This is a genomic window from Aeromicrobium sp. (assembly GCF_014378035.1).
In the GTDB taxonomy this organism is placed as follows: domain Bacteria; phylum Actinomycetota; class Actinomycetes; order Propionibacteriales; family Nocardioidaceae; genus Aeromicrobium.
On the sequence record NZ_JACMOM010000265.1, the window covers coordinates 1 to 2,124 of the forward strand.

The 2,124-nt window shown below is 67.2% G+C and carries 3 protein-coding genes; all 3 read left to right on the forward strand.

The genetic code is table 11. The features are described 5' to 3' along the window. Positions 1–376: transposase domain-containing protein (locus H7290_RS13825; RefSeq protein WP_290514598.1), on the forward strand; the 376-nt coding region annotated here is incomplete at its 5' end. A gap of 456 nt (positions 377–832) precedes the next feature. After that, on the forward strand, positions 833–1,081 hold the full coding sequence (locus tag H7290_RS13830; protein WP_290514599.1) for an ice-binding family protein: 249 nt from the start codon (positions 833–835) through the stop codon (positions 1,079–1,081). Positions 1,082–1,102: 21 nt separating this feature from the next. Continuing rightward, positions 1,103–1,915: an ice-binding family protein gene (locus H7290_RS13835; protein WP_290514600.1), complete on the forward strand. Its 813-nt coding sequence runs from the start codon at positions 1,103–1,105 to the stop codon at positions 1,913–1,915. Positions 1,916–2,124: the final 209 nt, after the last annotated feature.

Here is a 2,124-nt window from a genome sequence, read left to right on the forward strand (position 1 = left end):
CGGGTACAAGGTCGGCAGCGGCGACGCCGCGACGAGTCGCGTGCGCCTCGACAACAACGCCTCCGGGCGCGCCCTTCGCACCATCGCCGTCGGCCGTAAGGCCTGGATGTTCGTCGGCTCCGACGACCACGCCGAGGCCGCCGGCAACCTCATGACGCTGATCGCATCCGCGCGGCTCCACGGCCTCGACCCCGAGGTCTATCTCCGCGACGTGGTTCGCGTCCTGCCATACTGGCCGCAAGGCCGCTTTCTCGAGCTGTGCCCGCGCGACTGGTCCGCGACCCGGGCTCGGCTCGATCCCACCGAGCTCGAGCGCGAGCTGGGTCCGCTCACCGTGCCCGCGCTGCCCTCGTCGGAGCAGTCGGTTGCGCGCTGAGCGGACTGCCGTCGTCACGCACCTACGCTGACATCACCCGCCCGCCCGCTGGAAGACGGGGTTCGTGCAGCGGGTACATGAACTCCCCGGCGACGCAGCAACTCGCCCAGTTCATGGTCGGCCATGCCGTTGGCGTCGAGCACGAATTGCATCCGCTCCATCGGGCTCGAGTCTTGCGGACACTTCGCCTCCGCTGCCGGCGCCTCGACCTCGTTCGGCTCTGGCTTCGTGGTCACTAGCCTGATGCTAGAGCCGCGCCTCGCAGCCAGCGCGACAACGTCGGCTGCGGGATGCCGGTCTCCCGTGACAACTCCGTCGCACCCAAGGCTCCAGGCCCGACCATGCGGCGCACCATGCGTGCGCGTACCAGCTCTGAAGACTCCATCATTGAATTCCCCTCTCGCCCCGGAAGTGGTCAGGTCGATGGGGCAACTACGCTGACACAGGGGGGTCGTGTTGGCCGGTGGCGCGCTGCCCCGGAACATCTTCTGGCAAGTCGCCGGTGCCGTGACGATCGGCGCGAGTGCGCACCTCAATGGAGTCGTCCTGAATTCCGGGGCATTCACGTCCGGCGCGAGCTCGTTGATCACGGGAAGGCTGCTCTCGCAGATGGAGATCACGATTGCAAACAGTGCGGTGGTCGAACCCGTGCCCTGGCGAAGGGATCAGCCAGCGATCTGCATGACCACCACGCCGTCGACGTGACGTAACCCGACCCGGAGCTTTATGAATCAATCGCAGTCCCATCGTGCCGTCCTGATACCCGCCGTGATCGGATTCTTCTTGGCTGCCGGCTGCGGTGCGCCCGTCACCGTCGACGCGCCGCCGATCGATGCGGCCGCGCTCGAGCTCGACAGCAGCGCCCCCTCCGACATCGCCGAGTTGGTCGTCGACGCCCGACCACTGGGGGACGTGGACCTCGGGACGGCCGGGACGTTCGCGATCCTCGCAGGCTCCGAGATCACGAACACGGGCTTCACGGTGAGCACCGGCGATGTCGGTATCAGTCCCGGCACGGCGATCACCGGGTTTCCGCCAGGCGTCGTGATGGACGGCACCGTCCACTCCGGGGATCAGGTCGCCGCAACAGCGAAGCTCGATCTCACCACTGCCTACAACAACGCCGCGAACCACAGCGGAGTCCCGATCCCACTGACCGGCGACCTCGGCGGACTCACCCTTGCACCCGGTCTCTACGTCTCGGACACGTCGATGCAGAACCTGTCGGGAGACCTCACGCTCGATGCGGGCGGTCACCCGGAATCGGTGTGGGTCTTCCAGATGGGTACGACGTTCACCTCGTTCTCGGGTCGCAACGTCATCCTGCTCGACGGCGCCCGGGGAACCAACGTGTTCTGGCAGGTCGGGTCGTCGACGGTGATCGGCACGTACTGCGAGGTGGCCGGGAATTTCCTGACGCAGACCTCCATCAGCGCTCAGACCGGCGCAACCGTGGACGGGCGCCTGCTCACGCAGGTCGGTGCCGTGACGCTCGATACCAACACCATCATCCGAACGGTTCCCATCATCATTTACTGATCCGACCGGAGCCAGCGCGCGACCCGCGTACGCGCCACCAGGGCCCCCGGTGCGCCCGGAGTCGCCGCTTGGTGACGCTCCCAGCCGGCCAGCGGGCCGTAGAACCGCTTTCTCGCCCACGAGATCGAGCGTGAGCACATCGAACGACGACGGTGCGTTCAGCGCGCGGTTCCAGCCCGGTTCCCATCAGCTCGGTCGTGGCGCGCGCA

Coding starts and splice junctions, on each gene's coding strand:
- H7290_RS13835 (WP_290514600.1), top strand. CDS start 1,103: ATGAATCAATCGCAGTCCCATCGTGCCGTCCTGATACCCGCCGTGATC.